This window comes from Pseudarthrobacter sulfonivorans (genome assembly GCF_014712225.1).
In the GTDB taxonomy this organism is placed as follows: Bacteria; Actinomycetota; Actinomycetes; order Actinomycetales; family Micrococcaceae; genus Arthrobacter; species Arthrobacter sulfonivorans.
In genome coordinates, this window is record NZ_JACXBW010000002.1 from 108,976 (window position 1) to 134,404 (window position 25,429).

A 25,429-nucleotide genomic window follows, 5' to 3' on the forward strand; every position below is an offset into this window, starting at 1 on the left:
CCTGGAGCAACGTCCCGCCAGGGTGAGAGGCACAGCCAAACGGGGTTGGCTGATGGTGCTTGCTGCCGTGGCACTGGGGTTGTTCGGATTGTTCCTTGCTGCCAACAGCGGCACTCCGGCGGCCATGGTGGCGGGTGACTTCTCCATTCTTGCGGCCGCCGCGCTGGCAGGCCACAGCTGCGCCCGGGCCGCCCGCCGCGGCGGGGTGAACGCGCGGGCCTGGACGCTGATGTCGTTCGCCGCGTATGTCTGGGGCGCGGGCATGGCCGTGTGGACATACTTCGGGCTCGCGAACAACCATGCGTACCCCTTCCCGTCCCTCGCGGATGCGGGTTTCGTGGGCTATTCGGTGCCCGCCGCCATCGCGCTTTTCAGCTTTAGGCGCCCGGGCGGCACCACCCGGGTGGGACTGCTCCGGTCAGCACTGGATGCCGCAGTGATTGCCGGCTCGGTCCTGGCGGTCAGCTGGTACGTGGCGCTGGGCCCGGCCATCAGCTCCGCGGGCGACCTCCTGACCCGGCTCACCACCATGGCCTACCCGGTGGTGGACGTGATCATCACGTCCCTGGTGCTGGTCCTGGGGATGCGCCGGCAGCCCGGCGAACGGCTGCCGTGGCTGTGCTTCGGCGGCGGCCTGCTGGTCCTCACCATCACGGACAGCACCTACGTGCGGCTGACGCACGACGGCGTCACCGGAGTCACCGGTTCGCCGCTCGCCCTGGGCTGGATCATCGCCTTCCTCCTGATTGCGCTGGCACCACTGCTCCCCTATGCAGAGAACCCGAGACCGGACCGCAGGGCGTTTGCGCTCGCCCTGGAACTGCTCCCCTATGCGCCCATCCTGGCTGCCGTGGTGGTTGTTGCCGCCCCGCACGTGCACGAGATGAGTCTTTTCCTGCTGGTGGTGGCCAGGCTCACCGTGGCGCTCATCCTGGTCCGCCAGGTGCTCATCATCATTGAGAACCTCACCCTGACCACCGGCCTGGAACAGGAAGTGGCGGCCCGCACCGCGGAACTCGAGGGGCTGGGCGCCATCGTCAATTCCTCCAAGGACGCCATCCTCGGCACCACTCCTGAAGGCATCATCACCAGCTGGAATCCAGGAGCCGAACAGCAGTACGGCTACACGGCCGCGGAAGCCGTGGGCCGCGATGTGCGCTTCCTCCTGCCGCCGGGCAGCACCGAAGGCGACGAAGTGTTCGAGCAGCTGCGCCACGGCGGCGAGGCCCTGAGCTTCGAAACCGAACACCTGCGCCGGGACGGTGTGGTCATTCCCGTGTCCGTGACCATCTCCCCCATCCGTGAAGGCGGGAATATCCGCGGGATCGCCGCCATTGCCCGGGACATCACCCTGCGCCGGGCCCAGGAACAGGAGCTGCAGGCGGCCCGGGAAGCCGCGCTGGAGTCCAGCCGGCTGAAGTCCGAGTTCCTGGCCACCATGAGCCACGAGATCCGCACGCCCATGAACGGTGTGGTGGGGCTGACCGCGCTGCTCCTGGAAACTGAACTGGACCAGACGCAGCAGCAGTACGCGCAGGGCGTCAAGGGTGCCGGCGAAGCGCTGCTGTCCCTGATCAACGACATCCTGGACTTCTCCAAGCTCGAAGCGGGCAAGGTGGACCTTGATGTCCGGCCCTTCGACCCACGCGGCCTCGTGGAGGAAGTGGCGGGCCTGCTGACCGAACCGGCGCAGGCCAAGAACCTTGAACTCATCGCCTACTGCGAGCCCGATGTTCCCGCCAGGCTGCTGGGTGACTCCGGCCGGATCCGCCAGGTCCTGCTGAACCTGGCCTCGAACGCGGTGAAGTTCACGGCGTCCGGCGAGGTGTCCATCCGGGTGACCACCGCGCCGGGTGCTGCCGTGGGCAGTACCGCGACGGTCTCCTTTGAAGTCCGGGACACCGGGATCGGCATTGATCCGTCCCATCATGCGCGGCTGTTCGAATCGTTCTCGCAGGCGGACGCCTCCACCACCCGGCGCTACGGCGGGACGGGACTGGGCCTGGCCATCTGCCTGCGCCTTACCGAGGCCATGGACGGCGAGATCGGGCTCCACAGCGTCCCCGATGAGGGCAGCACCTTCTGGTTCAGGATCCCGCTGCCGGTAGCACCGCCGACCACCGATCCGGTGCCTGCACCGGGGTTCCTCGCGGGCTTGAAGGTGCTGGTGGTGGACGACAACGCCACCAACCGCCTGGTCCTCGAGTCCCAGCTGCGGGGCTGGAAGCTGCGGCCGGAGGCGGTTCCCGATGCCGACGCCGCCCTGATCCTGGCCCGGGAAGCAACCGCGGCCGGGGAACCGTTCGACCTCGCCGTGCTGGACCTGTGCATGCCGGATGTTGACGGGCTGGACCTTGCCCGCGCCATCAAAGCCGACGCCGGGCTGGCGGAGATCGAGCTGATCATGCTCACCTCCACCATGCAGGTCAACGCCGCGGAGATTGCCGACGCCGGGGTCCGGGAGTGGCTGATGAAACCGGTCCGCAGCTCCGAGTTCTACAACCGCCTGATCCGGCTGATGTCCACCCGTGAACACGCGACGCCGTCCGCTCCCTCGGAGTCGTCCAGTGCGGGGCCGGCCGTGGTGGGGACGGCCGTGGTGCGGCCCGCCGCGAACCCGGGGCCAGCCGTGGTGGGGCCGGCCGCGAACCCGGGGCCGGCCCGCGGCCGCATCCTGGTGGTGGAGGACAACGAGGTCAACCAGCTGGTGGCCCGCGCCACGGTGACCAAGTTCGGCTTTGACGTCGACGTGGTGGCCAACGGTGCGGAGGCCGTGGACGCCACGCGCGCAACCCCCTACGCCGCCGTCCTGATGGACTGCCACATGCCGGTGATGGACGGGTTCGAGGCCACCCGCGCCATCCGGAGCAGGGACGGACAACACCGCCACCTGCCCATCATCGCCATGACCGCCGGCGCCCTGGACGGGGACCGGGAACGCTGCCTCGCCGCCGGCATGGACGACTACCTGTCCAAGCCGGTGGACGCCGCGGAGCTTGATGCCGCACTCACCCGCTGGGTTCCCGAGCAGGCGGCCCAACTGCTCGCCGTGACTGGTTCGGCACCGGGTTCCGCCACGGGTAACGCCCCCGCCGGGGTCCCGGATGCCGTCACGGAAGTCCGGCAGCCGTCGGTGGATCCGGACCGGCTGGCCATCCTGCGCAGCCTCGGCCCTGAGGACGGGCTGGGCCTGCTGCCCGCGGCCACGGCGGCCTTCCGGAAGGACGTTCCGGCACGGCTCGCGGCCCTGCACGAAGCGGTGACCAACGGCGGCGGCCCGGCCCTCGCGCGGGCCGCCCACGCGCTGAGGGGCGCGGCGGCGAACATCGGAGCCACCGCCGTCGCAACTCTGTGCGGCGAACTGGAGGACATGGGACGCAGCGGAAAGCACGACGGCGGCCCGCACCTCGTGAGCCGGCTCAAGGCTGAGCTGGTGCTCGCGGATGTGGAACTGGACGCAGCACTGGAGGTGACCGGGTGAAAGTCCTGGTGGCAGATGACGATCCGGGCTCACTCATGGTGGCCAGGGCCGCCGTCGAACGTTCCGGGCATGACTGCCTGACGGCGGCGGACGGCGACGAGGCGTGGGCGCTGTACCTCGAGCACCAGCCGGACGTGGTGGTCACGGACTGGATGATGCCGGGGATGGACGGGCTGGCGCTGTGCCGGGCCATCCGGGCGCGCGAGGCGGACCTGTACACGTACATCGTGATGCTGACGTCGCAGGGGTCACGGGACGACGTGCTCGCGGGACTCGAGGCCGGCGCAGACGACTACGTCACCAAGCCCCTGGATCCGTTTGTCCTGCACGCGCGGCTGCTCGTGGCCCTCCGGATCACCACGCTGCACGCTGATCTGGCGCACTACCGGAAAGTGCTGTCGCAGCAGGCGCGGACCGATCCGCTGACCGGCCTGAACAACCGGCTCAAGCTGTCGGAGGACCTGGAGCAGCTGCATGGCCGGAGCCATCGGTACACGGAAGGGTACTGCGTGGCCATGTGCGATGTGGACAACTTCAAGAGCTACAACGACATCTACGGGCACCAGGCTGGCGATCTTGCGCTGCGGACGGTGGCTGCGGCATTGGTGGGTGCCGCCCGGAAGACCGATGGTGTGTACCGGTACGGCGGCGAGGAGTTCCTGCTGGTGCTGCCCAACCAGTCGCAGGTCGGCGCCAAGGCGTCCATGGAACGGGCCCTTGATGCGGTGCGGGAGCTGAACATTCCGCATTCCGGGGATCCCACGGGACGGCTGACGCTGAGCGCCGGGATTTCCGCGTTCACCGCTGAGCACAGGGCCGACGCCGATACTCTCCTGGGCGAGGCGGACGCCGCACTCTACGCGGCCAAGGCGGCCGGGCGGAACCGGGTGGAGCTGGCGCTGTAGGCGGGGGCGCTAAGTGGCCGGGGTGCGGCCGCCGGGGACGGCCCTCTGGCCGCTACGCGGCGGTCTTGCGCTGATTGGTCTGCTTTTTGGCGGGCTGGTGCGTGGCCGGGCGGTACTGAACCTGCTGCGTCGTTGGGGTGGACTGTCCGGGGGCTTCCGGAGCGGACTGCCCTGGAGTCTCAGGGGCGGCCTTCTCGGGTGCTTCGGGGGTGGCCTGCGGGTCCTGCGCCAGTTCGGTTTCGGCGACCTCGTCTGGCGACCCTTCCTGGTCCGCCAGTTCGGTTTCGGCGACCTCGTCCGGCGACAGTTCGTCGTTGGCCCATTCATAGTCGGCCAATTCGTCCTGCGCGTACTGGCGGTTGCGGCGCCAGCGTCGGACCAGGTCTGCGGCGGCGATGATGCCTGCCAGCGGGGTCAGGACTGCCGCGCCGTAGACAAACAGCATCCAGGTCAGGGTGGCCATGGGCGGCTGATTGTTGTGCAGGAGGGAGAGGCCGCCAAACATGGCGATGGTCCAGAACAGCACCACGACCGTCAGCACAGCCGCCGCCGGAAAATACTGGTTGCTCACGATTTTTTTCAGGGTTTCCACGCACTTCCTCCTGCCTGGCCGGGGCGCAGCGCAAGGCCGCATAGAGACAAGTATGAGCCTGCAGGGCCGTGGATTCGCGCAACACGCAGGCAGTGGTGACGAACATAACTTGACCAGCCGCCCTTTGACGCCCTTCCCCATTGGCGGGCTGCAGAATACCGTGGACTTGTCCGGCGCGTCCGCCGGCCTGCACTGCAGCCAGAACCCTTGGAGGTCCTCATGCGTAAAGTCACGTCCGGCCTGTTCCACTCCGTTGACGGTGTGGTGTCAGATCCGAATCTCTGGCAGTTCGACAGCTTCGATGACGATCTGGGCAAGGGCCTCACCGGTGTAATGGAGCGGGTGGATACCGTCGTGTTGGGACGGGTGAGCTACCAGGAGTGGGCAGGTTACTGGCCCACCGCGTCCGCCGATCAGGATTTCGCCGGCTTCATCAACTCCGTGGACAAGTTTGTGGCCTCCCGGACGCTCAAGGAACCGCTGGAGTGGCAGAACTCGCACGTGATCGAGGGTCCGCTGGAGGAATTCGTGACCGGCCTGAAAGAGAGCGACGGCGGCGAGATCGCCGTCATGGGCAGCATCTCGGTGGTGCGCCAACTGCTGTTCGCCGGACTGCTGGACGAGCTGACCCTCATGACCCACCCGGTGGTGGCAGGCAGCGGCCGTCGCCTGTTCGAAGCCGGCGACCCCACCACCCGGCTCAGCCTGACGGACCAGTACCGCACCGCCAAGGGCAACGTGGTCAGCACCTACAGCCTGCTCGGCGAATAGGGCGCCGGCCTGGCGATCAGCCCCCGTTCCGCTCCAGCATCCGGCCGATAATCCGGGCGCCCTCGGGGAAGGCGCCCGGATTCGTGCCCGAGTAGTTGAGCCGGATGAACGGGCCAGCCGGCTCGGCGGGGAACCATTCCCGCCCCGCGGCAATGATCACCCCGGCGGTCTCGCAGTCGCGGGCCAGCCTGTCCAGGTCCGTCCCGTCCGGCAGCCGAGCCCAGAGGTTCAGCCCTCCCTTGGGAATCTGTTCGAGGTGGGCCTGCGGAACGTGTTCGCGCAGGCTGGTGACCAGGAGATCGCGGCGGGACTGGAGCTGGTGGCGGAGGCCGCGAAGGTGCGTCTGCCACGCGGGCTGCGTCACGACGTCGAGCGCTGCCGCCTGGAGCAGCCCGCTGACGTACATCGACTCCGCCGCCCGGTCCGCCAGGATGCGCTCCCGGGCGGGTCCGCGCGCGATCACCGCTGCGATCCGGATGGAGGGCGAGACGCTCTTGGTCAGCGAGCGCAGGTAGACCACATGGCCGGAGTCGTCCCGGGAGGCCAGGGGCATCGGGTTGGAGGTAATGCCGAAGTCGTGGGCCCAGTCGTCCTCCACAAGGAAAGCGCCCTTAGCGCGCACCACGTCCAGGACCTCCTCGGCGCGTTCCGCCGACCATTGGGCGCCGGTGGGGTTCGCGTAGTTGGGCTGCGCGTAGAAGAGCCGGGCGCCGGTTTCGTCGAACGCCCGGGCCAGTTCCACCGGGTCGGGACCTTCGGGACCGCTGGGCACCGGGACAACCTGCACACCCGCCTGCGCCGCGGCCAGGATGGCGCCCCAGTAAGTGGGCGATTCCATCAGGAGCGGCCGCCCGCTGCCGGCGAGCGCGGTGAAGATGGAGCTGAGGCCGCTTTGGCTGCCGGGAAGTACGACGACGTCGCTCGGGTTCGGCGGTGCGGTCCCCGCCGGCGCGGAGGCACCGAGTTCGTGGGCGAACCAGGACTGCAGTTCCGGCAGGCCCGCGGCCGCCGCGCGGAACAGGGCGGCGTCGCCGCGGGCGGCGCGCGTGAGGGCGGCGCGCACCAGCCGCTCGGGCAGGAGTTCGCGGGCCGGGTAACCGGAATGGAAGGCGATGGCGTCATTCGGCACGTCGCGCATGGTGCCGGAAGCGGACGGAAGGGGTGCCTGCGGTGACCGCAGGGCGGAAGTCTGCCAGCCGTAGTCGGACGGGCGGGCAGACCGGACAGCCCCCACGAACGTCCCGACGCCGGGCCGGCTTTCAATGAGGCCCTGCGCTGTGAGGGTCTGCAGGGCCTTTTGCACCGTGACGGGACTGGCCTGGTATTCGGCCACGAGCGACCGTGTGGACGGCAGCTTGGCACCGGGCGCCGCGGCTGCGATCAACTTTTTCAGATGCACCACGATCCGCGAGCTGCTATCGTTGTTCATGAGAGATAACAGTAGCGCTACTATCCTTTTTCGGCCAGTGGTATCGTCCCGTTCCGCTGCAGGCCTGTGGTGGGGCCTCGTCGGAGTAGCGGCCTTTTCATTCACCGTGCCGTTCACCAAGATCGCGGTGGCTGGACTCTCGCCTTTGTTCATCGGGTCCGGCCGGGCGGTGGTGGCCGCCATCCTCGCTGCCGCGGCCTTGGCACTCACCCGGCAGCGACTCCCCCGTGGTTCGCAGTGGGGCCGGCTGGCACTCGTGGCGGGCGGCGTCGTCGTCGGCTTTCCCCTCCTCACCTCCTTCGCGCTCACCGCCACCCCGGCCAGCCACGGCGCGGTGGTGATCGCGCTGCTCCCGGCCGCGACCGCGACGGCGGCAGTCCTCCGCGGGCGCGAACGTCCCCCGACGGCGTTCTGGCTCATCACCGGCGTGGGAGCGCTGGCAGCCATCGGCTTCGCATCCATGCAATCCGGCGGTTTCGGGCAGCTGCACCGGGCGGACGTGCTGCTCCTCGGCGCGGTTGTGGCCGCGGCCATCGGCTACGCGGAAGGCGGACTGCTGGCCCGCGAGCTCGGCGCCTGGCAGACCGTGTCCTGGGCCCTGGTCCTGGCCTCGCCGCTGATGGTGTTCCTCGCCGCGGTTTCCGTGGCGCAGCAGCCGCCGTCGGCCAGCCCGGCCCAGTGGGCGGCGTTCGCCTACCTCGGTGTGATCAGCATGTTCCTGGGCTTCTTCGCCTGGTACCGCGGCCTGGCCATCGGACCCATGGCGCAGGTCAGCCAGATCCAGCTCGTCCAGCCGGTGCTGAGCATCTGCTGGGCGGGCCTCCTGCTCGGCGAGGCCCTGACCTGGACCACCATCGTCGGCGGCGTCGCCGTGATCCTGTGTGCCGGCGCCGCCGTCCGGGTCAGGCTCAGGCCGGCGGCGGCTCAACCTGCCGAAGTAACCGCCACCCCATCGCTCCAGACTGTAAAGGACTAGCACCATGTACGTTCCAGCCCATTTCGAAGCCGGCCCGGACGCCGTCCAGGGCCTCCTCACCCGGCCGGGTGCAGCCAATCTGGTCACCATGACCTCGAAGGGCCTGCTGGCCACGCTGCTGCCGTTCGTCTTCACCCCGTCGGTGGGCGAACACGGCGCCCTGCAGACGCACGTCGCCCGGAACAACCAGCAGTGGTCTGAACCGGCAATCGGGGAAGCGCTCATGATCATCCAGGGTGCGGACGCTTATGTCTCGCCGTCCTGGTACGCGTCGAAGGCCGAGCACGGGCGGGTAGTGCCCACGTGGAACTACTCGACGGCCCATGTCTACGGAAAGCTCGTGGTCCACGACGATCCGGAATGGCTCGGTGGCCAAGTCAGGCGGCTGTCCGGCATCAACGAGGCCGGCTTCGACCACCCCTGGAGCGTGGACGATGCACCGGAGCGCTACATCTCAGGGCAGCTGCGGGCCATCGTGGGGCTTGAACTGGTCATCACGCGGATCGAGGCCAAGGCCAAGCTCAGCCAGAACCGCCCCGACGCCGACATCGACGGTGTCGTAGCCGGGCTCCGTGCGCAGGGTCAGTCGGAGAGCGCGGCCGACGTCAGCCAAGCCCGGCCTGCCAAGGCTTAGGTCCCGGCCCACCTAATACACCGCGCCCAACTAGGTAGCAGCAGATGTCGTTATGAGCCCTCAAAACGACATCTGCTGCTACCTAGTTGGGATCCTGAACCGGCACCGGCAGAACTCAGCGTGCGACGAGCGCCTCGCTGGCCTCCCACAAACCCTGCGCCAGTTCCGCGTCGTAGGCCTGGGCGTTGGCTTTGGCGAGGGCGCGTTTGGCGTAGTAGGCGCCGGAGACCCAGTCGGTGCCGGCGGTGCCGTTGATGAGCCAGAGGAGGGTGTCGGCGCCCTGGTCCGGGGTGAGCATGAAGCGGTTGAGCAGCGTCTTGTAGGCATGCCGCCACGGGGTGGTGGAGTCCGCCGCGAAGTTGGTGCGGACCACGCCTGGGTGGAACGCCGCCGTCGTAATTCCCTGCTCGCCGAAGCGGCGGTGCAGCTCGCTGGTGAAGAGGATGTTGGCCAGTTTCGCCGTGCCGTAGGCGCGGTTGGTGGAGTAGCTGTGCTCGGCGTTGAGGTCGAAGAGGTCGATTTTGCCGAAGTTGTTGGCGCCGCTTGAGGTGTTGATGACCTTGGCCTTGCTGGCGATGAGGACGTCCATGAGCTCGGTGGTGAGCAGGAACGGCGCCAGGTGGTTGATTTGGAACGTGGATTCGTTGCCGTCCACGGTGAGCTGGTGTTTGCCCCTGATGCCGCCGGCGTTGTTGGCCAGGACGTCGATCCGTTCATAGTCGTCCCGCAGCTGCGCGGCGAGCGTGCGGACCTGGTCCAGTTCGGCGAAGTCGCTCACGAAGTAGTCGGCGTCGAGCTCCTTGGCGAGTGCGCGCGTCTTCTCCGCGGAACGCCCGACGACGACCACCCGGTCCCCTGCCGCGGCCAGTGTCCGTGCGGCTGCCGCGCCGATGCCGTCGCTGGCGCCGGTGATCACAATGGTGCGAGGAGTCAAGGGGTGTCCTTTGGTTGGGGGTGGTGCGCTCGGGTGGAACACGCTGCCTCTGGCACAACGACGGCGGAGCGGCCAGTGTTCCCCGGCGGCCCCGCACTGGGCCGAGCCGCCCGGGCAATCCGACCCTGTACCCGCCGCCCCCGCGGGCATATTCTGCAGTCAGATCCTCAGGAAACTCTGTCATAGGAAGTGGACACCCGTGGAAATGCCTAAGGCCTCAGATGAGGACAAGGAGCGGTTCCGTACCGTGGTGCCGGACCACCCGGACGTGACCATCAAGCCGATGTTCGGCAACCTCGGCGCCTTCGTCAACGGCAACATGTTCGCCGGCTTGTTCGGCCCCACCATCGGCGTCAAGCTCGCCGACGCGGACAAGCAGGAACTTGAGGGCACCGAACGGACCGTCCCGTTCGGCCCGCCGGAGCGGCCGATGGGCGGCTACACGGGACTTCCGGAAATGTGGAACGCCGAAGGTGACGGCGACGACGCCCGGGCACGGGCCTGGACGGAGAAGGCGTACGCCCACGTGTCGGCGCTCCCGCCGAAGGCACCCAAAGCTGCAGCGTCGAAGGCCGCGGCACCCAAGGCCACCAGGAAGTAGCATGTCCCCCGGCAGAGGCACATCCGGCGAGGTGGACACGCTGGTGATCGGCGCCGGCCAGGCCGGCCTGGTCATGAGTTACTGGCTCACACACCACGGCGCGGAGCATGTGCTGCTGGAGCGGCGAAGCACGCTGGGCGGCGCCTGGCTGGATCGGTGGGATTCGTTTTACCTGAACACGCCCAACTTCGCCCTCAGCCTTCCCGGCTCGCCCTACGAAGGGCACGACCCGGACGGTTTCATCTCCCGGGACGCCGCCGTCGAATTCTTCCGGAACTATGCGGGACGGGTTGCCGCACCCGTCCAGCTGGAAACAGAAGTCACACGGGTCGCCCGGGACGGGGACCGCCTTACCGTGGAGTCAAATCAGGGCACATGGTCTGCCCGGCACGTGGTGCTGGCAAACGGCGCCTTCCAGGAACCCCGCGTCCCTGCCGCTGCCCGGACGATCCCGCAGCATGTCCTTCAGTTGCACAGCCACGACTACCGCAATCCGCAGCAACTGCCCGCCGGCGCCGTCCTGGTGGTGGGGACGGGCCAGTCGGGCGGGCAGATCACCGAGGACCTGCTGGCCGCCGGCCGAGAGGTGCATTTGTCCGTTGCGATGTGCCCGGAAGCGCCGCGGCGGTACCGTGGCCAGGATGTGTTCCACTGGATCCTGCAGGTCAACCTGCACGGCCCGGAGCATGGCATCAACGGCCTCATGGTGGACCACCTCCCCTCGCCCGCCGCACGCTTCGCGTGCAACCCGCTGCTCTCGGGGAACGACGGCGGCCACGGCATCCACCTGCGGGATCTGGGACGCCGGGGCGTCCGGCTGCACGGTCACCTGGAGGCAGCCGACGACGGCGATCTCGTCTTCACCGATGACCTCCCCCAGCGGCTGGCGATGGTGGAGGCCGGATTCGGGCAGCGGCTCAAGCTCATGGCGGACGCCTACATCGCGGCAGCCGGCATCAACGCGCCAGAGCCCGAAGCTCCGCCGCCGGACGCCTGGCTGCCCAGTACGTCAGGCTCCCGCCTCAGCCTGGAGGCCGAGAACGTTACGTCGGTCATCTGGGCCACCGGGTACAGGCTGGACAACAGCATTCTGGACATGCCCGTGCTGGATGAGTGGAATTATCCGCGCCACACCCGCGGCGTCACCGAGGTGCCGGGGCTATACGCCGTCGGGCTACCCTGGCTCACCCGGCATTTTTCGGCAGCCCTTCCGGGGGTGGGCCCGGACGCCGAGTTCATTGCGGAGCATATCGCCGACGGCCGGGCTCAGGGCTGAGGTCGGCCCGCTGTCCCGGCGCTACCCCGCTAACCGGCTATACCGGCGAGCCCGAAGATCGCGGCCGCGATGGCGAAGCCCATAACGCCGATGAGCGTCTCCATGACGGTCCAGGTCTTCAGCGTGGTCTTGACGTCCATGCCGAAGAACCGGCCGACCATCCAGAAGCCGGCGTCGTTCACGTGCGATACCACCACGGAGCCGGCGGCCGCCGCGATGACCATGGCGGCCACCTGCATGCCGGTCAGCCCCGCGGCCGCCACGGCCGGGGCGATCAGGCCGGCGGTGGTGGTCAGGGCCACGGTGGCAGAGCCCTGGGCGATACGCAGGATGGACGAAATCAGGAAGGCTGCCAGGATGAGCGGGATGCCCATGTTGCCCAGCACGTCCGCCAGCGCGGCGCCGATGCCCGAGGCGCGGAGCACGCCGCCGAACATGCCGCCCGCACCGGTGATGAGGATAACGGAACAAACCGGGCCCAGCGAAGATTCGAGCAGGTTTTCCAGGACGCCGTTGTGGATTCCGCGCCGGGCGCCGAGGACATACATCGCCACAAAAACAGTGATGAGCAGAGCCACCGGAGTTTCACCGAGGGTGCGCAGCACCTGGAACCACTGCTCGTTCTTGACGGCGTCGGACAGCACTCCGGCAGACGCCAGCGTGTTCAGGCCCGTGTTGATGAAGATCAGTGCCAGCGGCAGGAGCAGCAGCCCGATGATGGTGCGGAACCGCGGCGGGTGGGACTCGGCTTCGGCGGTGGCGTGCCCCAGCAGTTCCGGAACCGGGAGTTCGAGCTTCTTGCCGGTCCACAGGCCGAACAGGTAAGCGGTGATGTACCACGTAGGAATGGCCGTCAGCAGGCCGGCAATCATGACCAGGCCGATGTTCGCGTCGAAGAACGCGGCGGCGGAGACCGGTCCCGGGTGCGGCGGCAGGTAGATGTGCATCACGGAGAACGCGCCCGCAGCCGGCAGGCCATAGCGGAGGACTCCCCCGCCCAGGCGGTGGGCGACCGCGAAGACCACGGGGAGCATGACCACCAGGCCGGCGTCGAAGAAGATGGGGAAGCCGAAAATCAGCGAGGCCAGGCCAAGCGCGAACGGTGCACGCTTCTCCCCGAAGACGCCGATCATGTAATCCGCCAGGACCTTCGCGCCGCCGCTGGTTTCCACAATGCGGCCCAGCATGGCGCCCAGGCCGACGAGCAGGGCCACGGTTCCGAGGGTGTCGCCGAATCCGTGGACCAGCACCGGCACCACCTTGCTGGCGGGAATTCCGGTGGCAAAGGCCGTCGCGAGGCTGACCACGATTAGCGCAAGGAGCGCATGCATGCGCAGCCTGATGATCAGGATCAGCAGGACGGCGATTGCCGCGGCTGCGATGAGCAGCAGGGGTCCTGCGCCCATCGTCTGGGTCCATCCGTCGATGGTCATGGTTCTCCTTTGAAACAAAAACTTAGGGATTACGGAAAGCGGGGGGCTCAGCGAGCCGGTCCAGCGGGCCGGTTCAGCGAGCCGGGTCACTGTGCCGGCTCAGCGAGCCGGTTCGGCTTGAACTTTGAGTGCGGCAATCACGGCGGCCACGATCTTCTCAGGCGGCAGCGAGATGTCCAGGCGGAGGCTGCCGGCCGCGAGTTCGCCGTCGGTCAGTGGTTCCAGGGTGGCCAGCTGGCTGGGCAGGAGGGTGGGCGGCATAAAGTGGCCTTCGCGGCCCTGCATGCGCTGGCTGATCAGGTCCGCCCCGCCGTCGAGGTGGATGAACAGCACCCGGCCGTCCGCTTCGGAAAGGAGCTGACGGTAGCTCTGCTTGAGCGCGGAGCAGGTGAGCACGGTGCTCTTGCCGGCGGCGGCCTTGGCTGTCATCCAGCCCTGGATCTCCTGCAGCCAGGGCCAGCGGTCCCCGTCCTGCAGGGGAATGCCCCGGGACATCTTGCTGATGTTGGACTGCGGGTGGAACTCGTCGGCCTCGGCACAGGCCCAGCCGAGCTGCTGCGAAAGGGCCGCTGCGATGGTGGACTTGCCGGAACCGGCTACGCCCATCACCACCAGGTGCGTGGGTGGATGCTGCATGTTCTACCTCCGAAGAAGACGCCATTGGCTAAGTGAAGAAACCTCGTGGGCAGCTCACTAAGGAACTGCGCCGGGAGATAAGGTATCACCATTTCAAGCCACAGATACTATCTTTGAGTGTCACAAGTCATACCTTTGGCTGGGTTTGGGTATCCTGTAAGTGCGCTCCGGCGCAGGAGAGGCAGGAACAATGTCGACGGCGACAGTACAGGGCGCGGATACCGCGGACGACGGCGGGGCCTCCCCCGCGATGCATGAACGCGTTCTCGAGGCGGTCGGCGTCGCCATCGCGTCCGGGAAGCTTCCCCCGGGAAGCAGGCTCACGCTGGAGGGCCTCCAGCACGACTACCGGATTTCCCGCACGGTGGCACGGGACACCATGAAAGTCCTCGAGTCCATGAACCTGGTGTATTCGCGGCGGCGGGTGGGCATCGTGGTGCAGGAGCCCAACCTGTGGAACGTCTTTGATCCCAAGCTGGTGCGCTGGCGCCTCGCCTCAGATCGGCGCGAACTCCAGTACAGCAGCCTCACGGAGCTGCGCATCGCCGTCGAACCCATAGCGGCGGCCGGTGCTGCCCGCAGGGCGAGCGCCGCAGAACGCGCCAAGCTGGTCGGCCTCGCAGCCGAGCTGCGGGGGCTGGGCGAGGCCGGCGACCTCGAGGCGTTCCTGGCGGTTGACATTGAGTTCCACCGCCTGCTGCTCCACAGCTGCGGCAACGAAATGTTCAGCACACTGGAAAGCATGGTGGCCGAGGTGCTGACCAGCCGGACCCAGCAGGGGCTGATGCCGTTCAAGCCGCGGAACGAAGCCCTGCAGGCGCACGAGGATGTTGCCGCGGCCGTGGCCCGCGGTGACGCTGTGATGGCGGAGACCGCCGTCCACCGCATCCTGAACGAAGTCCGGACCGCGATGGGCCTGTCCTAGCCGTCCCTCTGGCTGAGCCTGTCCGGTCCGCTGGTTGAGCTCGTCGGAACCTCCCTCTTCCCGCACCCCTGTTTCCTGAGTAGCCTGCAATTAGGGGCTCATGTAACGGGCCCACCAGTGCCGGGCAGAAGTATCTGGAAGGTGAAAGATGGCCATCACCGGACAATCAAGAATAGGGACCGCAGCCCCTGAGGTAGTACCTCGGCGCAAAGGCAACATGGTGGTCAGATGGATCACCTCCACCGACCACAAGATCATCGGGTACATGTACCTGATCGCGTCGTTTGTGTTCTTCTGCCTGGGCGGCGTGATGGCGCTGCTGATCCGTGCCGAGCTGTTCGAGCCCGGCATGCAGATCCTGCAGACCAAGGAGCAGTACAACCAGCTGTTCACGATGCACGGCACCGTGATGCTGCTGATGTTCGCCACCCCGCTGTTCGCGGGCTTCACCAACGTGATCATGCCGCTGCAGATCGGCGCGCCTGACGTCGCGTTCCCGCGGCTGAACGCGCTGGCGTTCTGGTTCTTCCTCTTCGGCTCCACCATCGCCGTGTCCGGGTTCATCACCCCCCAGGGCGCGGCGGCGTTTGGTTGGACAGCGTACGCACCATTGAACAACACCACCTTCACCCCCGGAATCGGCGGGGACCTGTGGGTCTTCGGCCTGGCGCTGTCCGGTTTCGGCACCATCCTGGGTGCGGTCAACTTCATCACGACCATCATCTGCATGCGTGCGCCGGGCATGACCATGTGGCGCATGCCGATCTTCACCTGGAACGCTTTTATCACTTCCGTGCTGGTCATCATGGCGTTTCCGCCGCTGGCTGCGGCCCTGTTTGGCGTCGGCGCGGACCGCCGCTTCGGGGCCCACATCTATGACCCGGAAAACGGCGGCGCCATTCTCTTTCAGCACCTGTTCTGGTTCTTTGGCCACCCCGAGGTCTACATCATTGCGCTGCCGTTCTTCGGCATCGTGTCGGAGATCTTCCCGGTCTTCAGCCGCAAGCCGATCTTCGGCTACAAGGGCCTGGTCTACGCCACCATCGCCATCGCCGCCCTGTCCGTGACCGTGTGGGCGCACCACATGTACGTCACCGGTTCGGTGCTGCTGCCGTTCTTCGCCTTCATGACCATGCTCATCGCGGTGCCCACCGGCGTGAAGTTCTTCAACTGGATCGGCACCATGTGGCGGGGGTCCCTGACGTTCGAAACCCCGATGCTGTGGAGCATCGGCTTCCTCATCACGTTCCTCTTCGGTGGGCTGACTGGCATCATACTGGCCTCGCCGCCGCTGGACTTCCACGTCTCGGATTCCTATTTCGTGGTGGCTCACTTCCACTACGTGGTCTTCGGCACCGTGGTGTTCGCGATGTTCGCCGGCTTCTACTTCTGGTGGCCGAAGTGGACGGGCAAGATGCTCAACGAGCGCCTCGGCAAGATCCACTTCTGGATGCTGTTCCTGGGCTTCCACGGAACGTTCCTCATCCAGCACTGGCTGGGCGTCGTGGGCATGCCCCGGCGGTACGCCGACTACCTGGTGGAGGACAACTTCATGTGGATGAACCAGTTCTCGACTATTTCCTCGTACCTGCTCGGTGCTTCACTGATCCCGTTCTTCTGGAACGTCTACATCACCTGGCGCAGCCATGAAAAGGTTGAGGTGGATGACCCGTGGGGCTTCGGCGCCTCGCTGGAGTGGGCCACCTCGTGCCCGCCGCCGCGGCACAACTTCACCTCGCTGCCCCGGATCCGTTCGGAACGTCCGGCCTTGGACCTGCACCACCCGGAGCTCCGCGTCCGCGAGCACGAAACCACCCACAGTCCCGCAGCCGCCGCCCTGGGCGCGGCCGATATCGGCGACAAGGACGTCCGCAGTCCAAACCCGGATGAGTGAGCAGGGTCGCGGAGACGCACAAACACAGGTGGGTTAACGAAAGCAGGGCCGGTCAGAATGACCGGCCCTGCTTTGAAATATGAAACCCTAAGGCCCCAGAATCTCTAAGGAATTAGAGGGACTGGATGTTTACGGCCTGGGGACCCTTGGGGCCCTGCTCGGTTTCGAAGGAGACCTTCTGGTTCTCTTCGAGTGAGCGGAAGCCGGAGGAAGCGATCGCAGAGTAGTGTGCGAAAACGTCCTGTGAGGAGTCATCGGGGGAAATGAAGCCGAAGCCCTTTTCAGCGTTAAACCATTTGACGGTACCAGTAGCCATTATTTTTGTCCTTCGTGAAGGTGGAGGAAAAGTCCCGACTTTCGGGTCCTCCGGTGTGGGGTGTTCAAAACCGCTACTTCAGAAGAACGCGGACTTTCGACCGCGCGTACTGCCTGAACTACCAACTGCATAAACACAACAACAGGATCAACAGTACAGGAGTTTTCGGGCGTTATTTACCAACAGCAACCAACAGCCGCCCGGGGGGCCCGCAGCTGAGGCTGGCGTCGCCCGGGGGGCCCGCAGCTGAGGCTGGCGTCGCCCGGATAAATCGGCGGTTGAGGCGGCCGGCACCGAGGCGTAGCGTTCTTTCATGGGACCGATTCGGGCCATTCTTCTGCCGGGGGCCGGCCTCCCCGCTTCTGCCGCGTACGGCGAACTCATCACAGCCCTCGGGGCAGAGGTCCAGGCGGTCGCCAAGGATCTCGAGCTCTACGCGGAGGACGGGTTGCCAGCGGACTGGAGCCTGGACACAGAGATCGACGGCGTGCTCCGCGAAGCCGATGCCCGGGGGTGGGAGCGGTTTCACTTGGCAGGCTATTCAGCTGGTGGCGCGGCGGCGCTGGCCTTCGCGGCAAAACACCCCGACAGGCTGCTCAGCCTGGCTCTGCTGGAGCCCGCCTGGGCCGGCAAGTGGGACTGGAGCCCTGCATACGCGGAGGTCCGGAAGAAGTACGAGCAGCTGGAACAACTCCCCCAGGAGCAGTTCCTGCCCGCCTTCGCGAGGCTGGGAGTCAGGCCCGACGTCGTGATTCCGCCGCCGCCGGATCCCCTGCCTTCGTGGATGGTCAACCGGCCGGCTGGCATCAAGGCGTTCCTGCGGACCTTCGAGACCTATGACCTGGAGAGAGGGCTCTTGGCTGCTTTCAGCCGGCCTGTCTTCTTCGCCCTCGGCGGCCACAGCAATCCCGACGACTTCGGCGACATCGCCACCAGGCTCTCGCGCGTGTTCTTCCCGGACTTCCACCTCGAAGTGTTCCCGAGATGCCACCATTTTGACCCGCCGCACCGGATCGAACCGGAACGGTTGGCGGGGATGCTTAGGCGGCACTGGGGTCAGGCCGAGAGCTCCGGAAGTTGAGTCTGCCGCAAGCCAGCAATCATTGCTACGATTGCTACGGAGGCAGTCATGACAACCATTCCACACCGGGAGCTGCGCAATCAGAGCAGCAAGATTCTGGAGCGCGTCAAAAAGGGCGAGACCATCGACGTGACAAACAACGGCGAAGTCGCTGCCACGCTCATCCCACCCTCGGCGTCTCCTTTCGAACGGCTTTTGCTGGCTGGCCAGGTCCGGCCAGCCGTCACCGGGCCCATCGATTTCCTGTCTCTGCCGCGCATCAGGTCCGAAGCGAGCACCGCGGAAATCCTGGCTGACCTGCGCGGAGACCGGTGATCATCTACCTGGACACGTCGGCAGTCCTCAAACTCGTAGTGGAGGAAAAGGAATCCGTCAGCGCAGCTGAGTACCTCTCAGCCGCCACCGCTCAAGGCCATCATTTGGTGGCTTCGATGCTGCTGTATACGGAGCTTCACTGTGCTGCTCACCGACGGGGGTTTCCCGGAGAGCTCGTGAACTCGGTCCTGGCAGGCATCAATCTCCTTGATGTTGTCCGCTCAGACCTGATGTATGCAGCGGCGCTGCCCGGCAGACTACGCAGCGCCGATGCCATTCACCTGGCCGCCGCCATCCGTCTGCAGTCCGACCTCATAGTGGCTTACGACGCAGAACTCCTGGCTGCCGCAGTCGACTCTGGCCTCAACGTCGCGTCCCCCAACGGCTGAGTCTTCCGGCCCCGGAATTTGTCGTTGGTCCCGTGTAGCTTAGGAACAACCGCACCCGCCCCGAGGACGCCACCGCCATGGACTTCTACGCCATCAACGCACTGCGTGAGAACCACGCAGGCTGGTCCCTTCTCCGCGCTCAGAACGCACCTCTGGCCGTAAGTTTCTTCGTCAGGGCCTTCACCGGCCCCAATCAGCGGGACATCGGTCGGCAGGAGCTCATCGACCACCTTGATGACGTGCTCTTCGGCCTCCGTGAAGTCTTCGGCGAGGACAGGTTCCCGCGTCCGGCCGGCGAGTACCTCGACGAGTGGGCCGCCCCGGAACGGGCCTGGCTGCGGAAGTATTACGTGCCAGGCCAGGACGAGCCCCGCTACGACCTCACGGCTGCCGCCGAGGACGTGGTCCGCTGGGTGGAGAGTCTGAGCGGGCGGGACTTTGTGGCCACACAGTCCCGCCTGACCAGTATTTTCGCCGTCCTGAAGGCCTTGGTCCAGCAGTCAGAAACCGATCCGGAAATCAGGCTGGCCGAGCTCCAGCGCCAGAGGGCCGGGATCGACGCCGAGATGCAGCGCATCCGCGACGGCAACATCAAAGTGATGACTGCCCCGGAAGCCTTGGACCACTTCCAGCAGCTGACCACTCTGGCCAAGGACCTGCTCTCTGATTTCCGGGAGGTGGAGCAGAACTTCCGGAAACTGGACCGGCAGGTCCGTGAGCAGATCGCCACCTGGGACGGGACGCAGGGTGAGCTCCTGGCGAGCATCTTCGCCAATCAGCAGGACATCAGCGGTTCCCTCCAGGGGCGCACCTTCCAGGGATTCTGGGATTACCTGATGTCCCCGCAGCTAAGCACCGAGCTCCGGGACCTGCTCCAGCGGGCCACCCGGATCGAGGCCCTTGCCAAGCTCGACAACCTGCACGCCGTAACCAACCTGCACCAGGACTGGCTGCCCGCCGTCGAGCAAACCCAGGCCACTGTCCGCCAGCTCTCGCAGCAGATGCGCCGGCTCCTGGATGACAAGGTTTTCCTTGAGAACAAGCGCATCATGCAGCTCATCAGGAGCATCGAATCCGGCGCGCTCGGCACTCGGGAGGCGCCGCCGTCGGGCGTCTTCATGGAGATCGCGGCACAGACCGTCGACGTGGCGCTCCCCTTCGAACGGCCGCTGTACGAACCGAGCCGGCGGATCATGGTGGACGATGTGGTGGTGGCGGCAAACGATGCCGACGTGGACGCGGGCGCCCTGTTCAGCCAGTTCCACGTGGACGCGGAACGGCTGAAATCCCACATCGACGACGTCCTGGCCGGCGCCGAGCAGGCAACCTTGGGCGAGGTGGCGGCAGCCCACCCCATCACCCAGGGACTGGCCGAGATCGTGGCCTATTATCAGCTCGCCACTGAATCGGACTGGGCCTCCATCAGCCCGGACGAGTCACAGCAATTGTCCTGGCAGCTCCCGGACAGCGGCATCCGGGAAGCCACCGTCGAACAAATCATCTTCGTGAGGCCCGCATGACCCCCACCGATGCACCCGAAACACACACTCCCGAGGAACTTCCGGGCGTTGTGACCAGGCTGTTTAAAGGAGTGGTGTACGCCGAGTCGGACGAAAAAGCCTGGCAGTCGCTGCTGGGTCTGGCCTCGCATGTCCGCGACTACGTGGCTGTTCTGGGCCTTGACCTGATCCTGGACGAATCCGAGGGTTACGCCTTCCTGAAATCGCGCGAGGATCCCGACGGCACGCTGCCGCGGCTGATCCCACGCCGCCCGTTGACGTTCAACGTCAGCCTCCTCCTGGCGCTGCTGCGCGGCAGGATGCTGGAGTTCGACACCAACAGCAGCGAACTGCGGCTCATCATGACGGAGCAGGACATCGCGGACATGGTCTCTGTCTTCCTGCCGGAGTCCACCAACCAGGCGCGGATCCTTGATCAGCTCGGCACGAACATCAAGAAAGTGGTGGAGCTGGGCTTTCTTCGGAAACTGCGCGGCCAGGTGGGGACCTACGAAGTGGCGCGCATTCTGAAGGCCTACGTGGACGCCCAGTGGCTGGAGGAATTTGAGGCGCGGCTGGCCGATTACCGTGCCTCGCTCGCCGGCACCGGCAGCACAGATAAGGACCGCGCATGAGCACCGAGACCACCGCTGACCAGCAGGAGATGCTGTTCAGCCTGGATGAAAAAGCAGACGACGCCGGCACTCCCCCGGGCTTCCGGCTGCATCGTCTGGAACTGCTCAATTGGGGCACGTTCCACCAGGAAGTGCGCACGTTCCGGCTGGACGGTTCCAACAGTCTGCTGACCGGTGATATCGGTTCCGGAAAGTCCACGGTGGTGGATGCCATCACGACGCTCCTCTTGCCGGCCAACAGGATCGAATACAACAAGGCCGCAGGCGCGCAAAAGAAGGAACGCACCCTGATGTCTTATGTGCGGGGCTTCCACAAGAGCACCCGCAGCGCCGGCGGCGAATATTCCAAACCCGTGGCGCTGCGCGGCACGGGCAAGCTCACGGTGGTCCTGGGTGTCTTCCACAACGCAGTCCTGGGCAAGTCGGTCACGCTGGCCATCACCCTCTGGGCCATGCAGGAAGCTGGCCAGCCCAACCGCTTCTACTCGCTGATGGAAGGCGAGCAGTCCGTCGCCGGAGACTTCGCCAACTTCGGCCAGGATCCGGCGAAGCTGAAGAAGCAACTCAAGGCCGCCGGCGCGTCCGTCCATGAAACCTTCGAGCCCTACGCGGCGGCGTTTAAGCGGCAGTTCGGCATCAGCGGCAATCAGGCCATGGAGCTCTTCCACCGCACGGTGTCCATGAAGCAGGTGGAGAACATCACCAGCTTTGTGCGCACCAACATGCTTGAGGAGGACGACGTCGAAGCCCGGATCGGCAACCTCATCCACCACTTTGACGACCTGAAAAAAGCCCACGACGCCGTCCTTCGCGCCAAGGACCAGATCGCCCTGCTCACACCTATCACAGAGGGCGCTGCCCAGCACGCCGCCCTGAGCCGGGATGATGAGCTGGCCCGCCAGCAGCGCGACCAGCTCCACCCGTGGTTCACGGACCAGAAGCTGCAGCTGAGCCTCGAGCACCAGACGGAACTGCAGAAGACGGGACTGCGGCTGCAGGAGGACAGCGAAAAGCTGGCCACCGAAATCACCCAGCTCCGGCTCGACCTGGCCGCCGTCAAGGAAGACATTCGCACCAACGGCGGCGGCCGGCTGGCCGCCATCGAGGCAGAGGCCGCACGGCTGGGCGAGGAGTCCCGGGCACAACGGGTGCGCTTCGAAAAGTATGCCGAAGCTGCCGCGGACCTTGGCCTTCCGGCCCCCGCAGACCGCGTCCAGTTCGATGCCAATCGGGCCCGGCTGGCCGACGTCGAAAAGGAACTCGTCGCAAGCGCCAACGAGGTCCAGGACAGCCGCACCGAACTGACCATGACGCGCACGGTGCTCACCGGCCGCGCCGGGGACATCGCGGCCGAGCTAACCAGCCTTCAGGCACGCCCCAACCTGCTGCCGCGCCCCCAGGTGGAGCTCCGCCGTCGGCTCTGCGACGCCACCGGCATCTCCGAGTCTGAGCTGCCGTACGCCGGGGAGCTGCTGCGCGTCCGCGACGGCGAAGCAACGTGGGAAGGCGCCGCCGAGCGCACACTGCGCGGCTTCGCGTTGTCCCTCCTGGTGCCGTCGGAACACTACGCAGCGGTCAGCGGCTGGGTGGACGGCAACAATCTGCGAGGACGGCTGGTGTACCTGAAGATCGGCGAATCGTACGCCCCCAAGTCGGCCGACGCGGGCACCCTGGCGGCAAAGATCGCCATCAAGCAGGGCACGCCGTTCCGCAATTTCCTGCTGGATGAGCTCAACAGCCGCTTCGACTATTTTTGCTGTGACAGCCTCGACGATTTCCGGCGCCGTTCCAAGGCCCTCACCGCCAACGGCCAGCTCAAGGGCGGCCGCGGCCGGCATGAGAAGGATGATCGGCAGGAAATTTCTGACCGGCGGAACTATGTCCTGGGGTGGGACAACATGGACAAGATCAGCCGCTTCCGGGCCGAACAGGACGAGGTCCAGGGCCAGCTCAGCGTGGTGGCCGGCCAGTTGAAGCGTGTCACCGAATCCCTGGGCGCCATCGGCCGGCAAAACCAGCAACTCGGCACCATTGGGGCGGTATCCGACTTCGGTGAACTCAGTTGGCAGCTCACCGCACGGCGCATCGAGGAGCTTAAGGCTGAGAAGGCCCAGTTGGAGTCCACCAGCGACGTGCTGCGGCAGCTGACGGCGAAGGAAACCGAGCTCACCGGAAAGCTGGAGCGCCTGCAGACGCGGGCTGATGACGTCCAGCGCCGGATCGGCTCCAACGACGGCGCCTCGAAGGACATCGCCGAGGCGATCGAGGACTGCCGCGCCGTTCTGATGGAGACCCCGTTGACGGACGACGGCGGCGTGCTGAGCGCCGTCGCCAAGCTCGCCGCCGCGGAACTCGGCGGCAGGCCGCTCACCTACAAGAACACCGGCACCATCGAGAGTGCAGTCAGGTCAGGGCTGACCGACACCATCGACGCGCTGTCCAAGCAGATAGCCCGGGCCGCCGAGAAGACCGTCCGGCTGATGGCAGAATTCCGGAACAAATACCCGAACGAGACCACGGAGATCGACGCCGCCCTTGAGGCCGCCCCGGACTTCGGCAATCTGCTGGAGCAACTGGTCGGCAACGATCTTCCGCGATTCGAGGCCCACTTCAAGGACTCGCTGAACCAGAACACCATCCATGAAGTGGTGGCGTTCAATGCGTTCCTGGACAGCCGGCGGCAGGACATCGTCAACCGGATCGGCGAAATAAACCTGTCGCTTGCCGGGATTGAATACAACGCCGGCCGGCACATCCAGCTGGAGCACCAGAACAGCGGCGACCTGGACGTGCGCCAGTTCGGCATGGACCTCCGCGCATGTTCGGAAGGCAGCATCGGTGACGATGACCAGTACTCCGAACAGAAGTACCTGCAGGTGGCGCGCCTGATCGAGCGGTTCCGGGGCCGGGACGGCTACACCACGCTCGACGAACGCTGGACCGCAAAAGTCACTGATGTCCGGAACTGGTTCACGTTTTCCGCCTCGGAGAAATGGACCGAAACCGGCGAGGAATTTGAACACTTCACTGACTCGGGCGGCAAGTCAGGCGGGCAGAAGGAGAAGCTTGCCTACACCATTCTCGCCGCCGCACTGGCGTTCCAGTTCGGACTGGCATCCGGCAAAGGTGGCAAAGGTACAGGCAAGAACGCCGGCAGCGGGCGCAGCTTCCGGTTTGTGGTGATCGATGAGGCGTTCGGCCGCGGCTCGGACGAGTCCGCCCGGTACGGCCTGGAGCTGTTCCAGCGGATGAAGCTGCAGTTGCTGATCGTGACGCCCCTGCAGAAGATCCACGTCATCGAGCCCTTCGTCTCCCACGTGGGCTTCGTCGCCAACACCAACGGCGACGATTCCCAACTGCGCAACATGACCATCCAGGAGTACCGCGACGAGCGGGACCGGCGTGCCTGAACCGCGTGCGGCTGCCAGTGCGCGGGCAGGCCAGGCCCAAGGCTGGACCACGCTGGCTGATCTGCGAGCGCAGTCGCTGAAGGCCTGGGGCAGCGGATCGCTGCTGCGCGAGGTGCTGGACCCCGGCGGACTGTATCCCCGCCGTCGTCCTTTAAGGCGTCCGACGGCGGCGGCGCTCCTCCGGGAATTCGCTGAGGCCCGCGCGTGGGCAGCCGAGCTGTTGGGCGCCGCCGGTCCGTTCAGTATGGAAACCTCGGAGGTGGGGCGCACCACGGTGGGGGCGAACCAGCTGCCGGCAGCGGCCGTGTTTGCCTCCGTAGAAGATGAGATCGCTTTTGTGGGCAAGGCAAAGGACGCCGCCCGGTTTGTGGAGCTTGCGAACGGACTCTGCGGCTTGGATGCTGCCTTCCGGGAGTGGGCGCTGCGGCGGCCGCTGAAGCTGCTGGAGCTGGGCACGGACGCGCTGACCGCCGGCAGGGTGGCACTGTGGCTGCAGGCCAATCCCGAGCCCCGTATCTATCTCCGGCAGTTGAGCCTTCCGGGCGTGCACACCAAGTTCGTCGAGAGCCACCGGGCTGTGATCAGCGAGCTCGCCGCCGAGCTGCGGTCCCGGCCCGACGCGGACGAAGCCGCTGAACCCCTGGCCGAATTCCCCTCGGAACCCGCAGAACCCGGTTCGATGCTGGGGCTGACGCCCGCCCGGACGCCGGCGGCGCGTTTCGCCGCGCGGCACGCCTTCCTGCACCCGCCTGAACTGGTGCGGTTCCGCCTGCTGGATCCGGAGATTCCGCTGCTCGGCCAGGCGCGTGATCTCACCGTCACCGCAGCCGCGTTCAGCACACTGAGCCTGCCCATCACAACAGTGCTCATCACCGAAAACCTGGTCAACTTCCTGGCCCTCCCCGACCGCCCGGACACGCTGGCCATATACGGCGCCGGCTACGGGTTCTCGTCGCTGCGGGACGCCGGCTGGCTGCGGGACTGCGAGGTCCTGTATTGGGGAGACCTGGACACTCACGGGTTCCGGATCCTGGACCAGCTGCGCGCAGTGCACCCGCACGTGGTGAGCGTGTTGATGGACGAGGCCACCCTGCTGGCCCACCGCGAGGCCTGGGTCACGGAGCCTTCGCCGTCGAAGGCCTCGCTCAGCCGGCTGACGGCAGAGGAGTCAGCACTTTATGAAGGACTCCGCACCGACGCCTTCGGGACGGCTGTCAGGCTGGAGCAGGAGCTGATCAGCTGGGACTGGGCGTTGGAACGGCTCAGTTTCGGGGACACGGAATCGGCGCGGTGACAC

General features: G+C 66.4%; 22 protein-coding genes. 16 read left to right on the forward strand and 6 right to left on the reverse strand.

Annotated features, from left to right (window positions below):
* Window positions 1-52: 52 nt before the first annotated feature.
* Together IAQ70_RS02825 and IAQ70_RS02830 are read left to right on the forward strand one after the other, a co-directional pair.
* Window positions 53-3,481 (forward strand): PAS domain-containing hybrid sensor histidine kinase/response regulator, encoded by a 3,429-nt coding sequence (locus tag IAQ70_RS02825; protein ID WP_190987794.1) that lies wholly within the window; start codon window positions 53-55, stop codon window positions 3,479-3,481.
* Window positions 3,478-4,386: a GGDEF domain-containing response regulator gene (locus tag IAQ70_RS02830; protein WP_190987795.1), complete on the forward strand. Its 909-nt coding sequence runs from the start codon at window positions 3,478-3,480 to the stop codon at window positions 4,384-4,386. The genes IAQ70_RS02825 and IAQ70_RS02830 overlap by 4 nt, the downstream gene beginning before the upstream one ends.
* Before the next feature lie 52 nt (window positions 4,387-4,438).
* On the opposite strand, the gene IAQ70_RS22575 is transcribed toward IAQ70_RS02830, so the two are convergent.
* Entirely contained in the window at window positions 4,439-4,978 is a 540-nt protein-coding gene (locus tag IAQ70_RS22575; protein WP_317983561.1) for a hypothetical protein, read from the reverse strand.
* A 219-nt stretch (window positions 4,979-5,197) separates the two neighbouring features.
* Here IAQ70_RS22575 and IAQ70_RS02840 point away from each other — a divergent pair, with 219 nt between their 5' ends.
* Window positions 5,198-5,749, forward strand: a complete 552-nt coding sequence (locus IAQ70_RS02840; RefSeq protein ID WP_190987796.1) for a dihydrofolate reductase family protein — start codon at window positions 5,198-5,200, stop codon at window positions 5,747-5,749.
* A 16-nt stretch (window positions 5,750-5,765) separates the two neighbouring features.
* Here IAQ70_RS02840 and IAQ70_RS02845 read toward each other — a convergent pair whose 3' ends face one another.
* Window positions 5,766-7,178 carry an aminotransferase-like domain-containing protein gene (locus IAQ70_RS02845; protein WP_190987797.1) on the reverse strand — a complete coding sequence of 471 codons (1,413 nt, stop codon included), beginning with the start codon at window positions 7,176-7,178 and terminating at the stop codon, window positions 5,766-5,768.
* On the opposite strand from IAQ70_RS02845, the gene IAQ70_RS02850 reads away from it, so the two are divergent.
* Together IAQ70_RS02850 and IAQ70_RS02855 are read left to right on the forward strand one after the other, a co-directional pair.
* Window positions 7,177-8,154, forward strand: coding sequence for a DMT family transporter (locus IAQ70_RS02850; protein ID WP_190987798.1), 978 nt, complete (start codon window positions 7,177-7,179; stop codon window positions 8,152-8,154). The genes IAQ70_RS02845 and IAQ70_RS02850 overlap by 2 nt on opposite strands.
* Before the next feature lie 4 nt (window positions 8,155-8,158).
* A complete protein-coding gene (locus IAQ70_RS02855) occupies window positions 8,159-8,788 on the forward strand; it encodes an FMN-binding negative transcriptional regulator (protein WP_190987799.1) in 630 nt (209 codons plus the stop codon).
* A gap of 115 nt (window positions 8,789-8,903) precedes the next feature.
* Here the strand turns inward: IAQ70_RS02855 and IAQ70_RS02860 are convergent, their stop codons facing one another.
* Complete coding sequence (locus tag IAQ70_RS02860) at window positions 8,904-9,722, reverse strand: SDR family NAD(P)-dependent oxidoreductase (protein ID WP_190987800.1); 819 nt, start codon at window positions 9,720-9,722, stop codon at window positions 8,904-8,906.
* A gap of 199 nt (window positions 9,723-9,921) precedes the next feature.
* On the opposite strand from IAQ70_RS02860, the gene IAQ70_RS02865 reads away from it, so the two are divergent.
* Window positions 9,922-10,323: a TfoX/Sxy family protein gene (locus IAQ70_RS02865; protein ID WP_190987801.1), complete on the forward strand. Its 402-nt coding sequence runs from the start codon at window positions 9,922-9,924 to the stop codon at window positions 10,321-10,323.
* Window position 10,324: 1 nt separating this feature from the next.
* Entirely contained in the window at window positions 10,325-11,599 is a 1,275-nt protein-coding gene (locus tag IAQ70_RS02870) for a flavin-containing monooxygenase (protein ID WP_190987802.1), read from the forward strand.
* A gap of 29 nt (window positions 11,600-11,628) precedes the next feature.
* Here IAQ70_RS02870 and IAQ70_RS02875 read toward each other — a convergent pair whose 3' ends face one another.
* Together IAQ70_RS02875 and IAQ70_RS02880 are read right to left on the reverse strand one after the other, a co-directional pair.
* On the reverse strand, window positions 11,629-13,032 hold the full coding sequence (locus tag IAQ70_RS02875; RefSeq protein ID WP_190987803.1) for a GntP family permease: 1,404 nt from the start codon (window positions 13,030-13,032) through the stop codon (window positions 11,629-11,631).
* A 99-nt stretch (window positions 13,033-13,131) separates the two neighbouring features.
* Complete coding sequence (locus tag IAQ70_RS02880; RefSeq protein ID WP_190987804.1) at window positions 13,132-13,668, reverse strand: gluconokinase; 537 nt, start codon at window positions 13,666-13,668, stop codon at window positions 13,132-13,134.
* Between the two features lie 190 nt (window positions 13,669-13,858).
* Here IAQ70_RS02880 and IAQ70_RS02885 point away from each other — a divergent pair, with 190 nt between their 5' ends.
* Together IAQ70_RS02885 and ctaD are read left to right on the forward strand one after the other, a co-directional pair.
* Window positions 13,859-14,593 carry a FadR/GntR family transcriptional regulator gene (locus IAQ70_RS02885; RefSeq protein ID WP_190987805.1) on the forward strand — a complete coding sequence of 245 codons (735 nt, stop codon included), beginning with the start codon at window positions 13,859-13,861 and terminating at the stop codon, window positions 14,591-14,593.
* Window positions 14,594-14,741: 148 nt separating this feature from the next.
* Window positions 14,742-16,487 carry an aa3-type cytochrome oxidase subunit I gene (gene ctaD / locus IAQ70_RS02890; RefSeq protein ID WP_190987806.1) on the forward strand — a complete coding sequence of 582 codons (1,746 nt, stop codon included), beginning with the start codon at window positions 14,742-14,744 and terminating at the stop codon, window positions 16,485-16,487.
* Between the two features lie 112 nt (window positions 16,488-16,599).
* On the opposite strand, the gene IAQ70_RS02895 is transcribed toward ctaD, so the two are convergent.
* Entirely contained in the window at window positions 16,600-16,803 is a 204-nt protein-coding gene (locus tag IAQ70_RS02895; RefSeq protein ID WP_066274236.1) for a cold-shock protein, read from the reverse strand.
* A gap of 313 nt (window positions 16,804-17,116) precedes the next feature.
* On the opposite strand from IAQ70_RS02895, the gene IAQ70_RS02900 reads away from it, so the two are divergent.
* From IAQ70_RS02900 to IAQ70_RS02930, 7 genes are all read left to right on the forward strand, one after another.
* Window positions 17,117-17,884, forward strand: a complete 768-nt coding sequence (locus IAQ70_RS02900; protein WP_190987807.1) for an alpha/beta fold hydrolase — start codon at window positions 17,117-17,119, stop codon at window positions 17,882-17,884.
* Window positions 17,885-17,932: 48 nt separating this feature from the next.
* Window positions 17,933-18,199 carry a type II toxin-antitoxin system Phd/YefM family antitoxin gene (locus IAQ70_RS02905; protein ID WP_190987808.1) on the forward strand — a complete coding sequence of 89 codons (267 nt, stop codon included), beginning with the start codon at window positions 17,933-17,935 and terminating at the stop codon, window positions 18,197-18,199.
* Complete coding sequence (locus tag IAQ70_RS02910; RefSeq protein WP_190987809.1) at window positions 18,196-18,588, forward strand: type II toxin-antitoxin system VapC family toxin; 393 nt, start codon at window positions 18,196-18,198, stop codon at window positions 18,586-18,588. Before IAQ70_RS02905 ends, IAQ70_RS02910 begins: the two co-directional genes overlap by 4 nt.
* Before the next feature lie 77 nt (window positions 18,589-18,665).
* Complete coding sequence (locus IAQ70_RS02915) at window positions 18,666-20,108, forward strand: DUF3375 domain-containing protein (RefSeq protein WP_190987810.1); 1,443 nt, start codon at window positions 18,666-18,668, stop codon at window positions 20,106-20,108.
* The gene (locus IAQ70_RS02920) at window positions 20,105-20,722 is read left to right on the forward strand and encodes a DUF4194 domain-containing protein (RefSeq protein ID WP_190987811.1); all 618 of its coding nucleotides are present in this window, start codon (window positions 20,105-20,107) and stop codon (window positions 20,720-20,722) included. Before IAQ70_RS02915 ends, IAQ70_RS02920 begins: the two co-directional genes overlap by 4 nt.
* Window positions 20,719-24,132: an ATP-binding protein gene (locus IAQ70_RS02925; RefSeq protein WP_190987812.1), complete on the forward strand. Its 3,414-nt coding sequence runs from the start codon at window positions 20,719-20,721 to the stop codon at window positions 24,130-24,132. The genes IAQ70_RS02920 and IAQ70_RS02925 overlap by 4 nt, the downstream gene beginning before the upstream one ends.
* Window positions 24,125-25,426 (forward strand): Wadjet anti-phage system protein JetD domain-containing protein, encoded by a 1,302-nt coding sequence (locus IAQ70_RS02930; RefSeq protein WP_190987813.1) that lies wholly within the window; start codon window positions 24,125-24,127, stop codon window positions 25,424-25,426. The genes IAQ70_RS02925 and IAQ70_RS02930 overlap by 8 nt, the downstream gene beginning before the upstream one ends.
* The last annotated feature ends 3 nt before the right edge of the window (window positions 25,427-25,429 follow it).

Coding starts and splice junctions, on each gene's coding strand:
- IAQ70_RS02870 (WP_190987802.1), top strand. CDS start 10,325: ATGTCCCCCGGCAGAGGCACATCCGGCGAGGTGGACACGCTGGTGATC.
- IAQ70_RS02875 (WP_190987803.1), bottom strand. CDS start 13,032: ATGACCATCGACGGATGGACCCAGACGATGGGCGCAGGACCCCTGCTG.
- IAQ70_RS02920 (WP_190987811.1), top strand. CDS start 20,105: ATGACCCCCACCGATGCACCCGAAACACACACTCCCGAGGAACTTCCG.
- IAQ70_RS02915 (WP_190987810.1), top strand. CDS start 18,666: ATGGACTTCTACGCCATCAACGCACTGCGTGAGAACCACGCAGGCTGG.
- IAQ70_RS02925 (WP_190987812.1), top strand. CDS start 20,719: ATGAGCACCGAGACCACCGCTGACCAGCAGGAGATGCTGTTCAGCCTG.
- IAQ70_RS02840 (WP_190987796.1), top strand. CDS start 5,198: ATGCGTAAAGTCACGTCCGGCCTGTTCCACTCCGTTGACGGTGTGGTG.
- IAQ70_RS02845 (WP_190987797.1), bottom strand. CDS start 7,178: ATGAACAACGATAGCAGCTCGCGGATCGTGGTGCATCTGAAAAAGTTG.
- IAQ70_RS02850 (WP_190987798.1), top strand. CDS start 7,177: ATGAGAGATAACAGTAGCGCTACTATCCTTTTTCGGCCAGTGGTATCG.
- IAQ70_RS02855 (WP_190987799.1), top strand. CDS start 8,159: ATGTACGTTCCAGCCCATTTCGAAGCCGGCCCGGACGCCGTCCAGGGC.
- ctaD (WP_190987806.1), top strand. CDS start 14,742: ATGGCCATCACCGGACAATCAAGAATAGGGACCGCAGCCCCTGAGGTA.
- IAQ70_RS02905 (WP_190987808.1), top strand. CDS start 17,933: ATGACAACCATTCCACACCGGGAGCTGCGCAATCAGAGCAGCAAGATT.
- IAQ70_RS02900 (WP_190987807.1), top strand. CDS start 17,117: ATGGGACCGATTCGGGCCATTCTTCTGCCGGGGGCCGGCCTCCCCGCT.
- IAQ70_RS02885 (WP_190987805.1), top strand. CDS start 13,859: ATGTCGACGGCGACAGTACAGGGCGCGGATACCGCGGACGACGGCGGG.
- IAQ70_RS02895 (WP_066274236.1), bottom strand. CDS start 16,803: ATGGCTACTGGTACCGTCAAATGGTTTAACGCTGAAAAGGGCTTCGGC.
- IAQ70_RS02825 (WP_190987794.1), top strand. CDS start 53: ATGGTGCTTGCTGCCGTGGCACTGGGGTTGTTCGGATTGTTCCTTGCT.
- IAQ70_RS02880 (WP_190987804.1), bottom strand. CDS start 13,668: ATGCAGCATCCACCCACGCACCTGGTGGTGATGGGCGTAGCCGGTTCC.